Consider the following 1150-nt stretch of genomic DNA (forward strand, 5'->3'; position numbering starts at 1 on the left):
CACGAACTCCACGAAGTCGGCGAGGTCACCGAACTCGGGCAGCACGGCGGTGTAGTCGGCGACGTCGTAACCGCCGTCGCGCAGGGGTGACTTGAAGAAGGGGGGCAGCCAGAGGCAGTCGACGCCGAGCCACTGCAGATAGTCGAGCTTGGCGGTCAGTCCCTTCAGATCGCCGATGCCGTCGCCGTTGCTGTCCTGGAAGGAGCGGACGAGGACCTCGTAGAAGACGGCTCGTTTGAACCAGTCCGGGTCGCGGTCCTTGACCGGTGTGTCCTCGAAGGTGTCCGGTACGGGCTCGTTGACGATCATGATGCGGGTGACCCTCCGATCTGCGGGGTGGACGGTCGGGACGGTCGCGCAGCCGTGCCGTGCGGGCCGGGGGGCGCGGTCCCGGAGGCCGAGGCCGACGCCGTGTGGTCACGGTCACGGTCGCCTTCGGCCTCCCGGCCGACGACGAGCACATGCGCGCCGCCCGGTCCCAGACGCACGTAGTTGGTGCTGCCCCAGTGGTATGTCTCGCCGGTGAGTTCGTCGCGCACCGGTACCGACTCGTGCCATTCCAGGCCGAGTTGCGGCATGTCCAACGAGACCGTGGCCTCCTGGGTGCGGTGGGGATCGAGGTTGGCCACCACCAGCACCGTGTTCGAACCCTCCCTCTTCGAGTACACGATGACCGGGTCCTGGTCCGCCTGGTGGAAATGGAGATTCCGCAGCCGGCGCAGGGCCGGATTCTCCCGGCGGATGGTGTTGAGGCGGGTGATGAGGGGAGCGATGGTGCGGCCGTGGCGTTCGGCGCCGTCCCAGTCGCGGGGGGTGAGCTGGTATTTCTCGGAGTCCAGGTATTCCTCGGAGCCGTCCTGCAGGGGGGTGTTCTCGCAGAGTTCGTAGCCGCTGTAGATGCCCCAGGTGGGGGAGAGGGTGGCGGCCAGGACGGCGCGGACCTCGAAGGCGGGGCGGTGGCCGTGCTGGAGGTAGGCGTGGAGGATGTCGGGGGTGTTGGTGAACAGGTTGGGCCGCATGTAGGAGGCGGCGTCCTGGGACAGTTCGGTGAGGTACTCGGTCAGTTCCTGTTTGCCGGTGCGCCAGGTGAAGTAGGTGTAGGACTGCTGGAAGCCGATCTGGGCCAGGGTGTGCATCATCGCCGGGCGGG

General features: G+C 67.5%; 2 protein-coding genes. Both read right to left on the reverse strand.

Annotation, left to right across the window (positions count from 1 at the left end):
- A partial coding sequence (locus ACFP2V_RS35605) for an alpha-amylase family glycosyl hydrolase (protein WP_381219815.1) occupies positions 1-309 on the reverse strand: 309 nt, incomplete at its 3' end.
- Positions 306-1150, reverse strand: an 845-nt coding sequence (locus ACFP2V_RS35610) for an alpha-amylase family protein (protein WP_465269235.1), incomplete at its 5' end; no start/stop codon positions are given. The genes ACFP2V_RS35610 and ACFP2V_RS35605, both read right to left, overlap by 4 nt.

The organism is Streptomyces incanus (assembly GCF_042656345.1).
GTDB classification, from domain to species: Bacteria; Actinomycetota; Actinomycetes; order Streptomycetales; family Streptomycetaceae; genus Streptomyces; species Streptomyces incanus.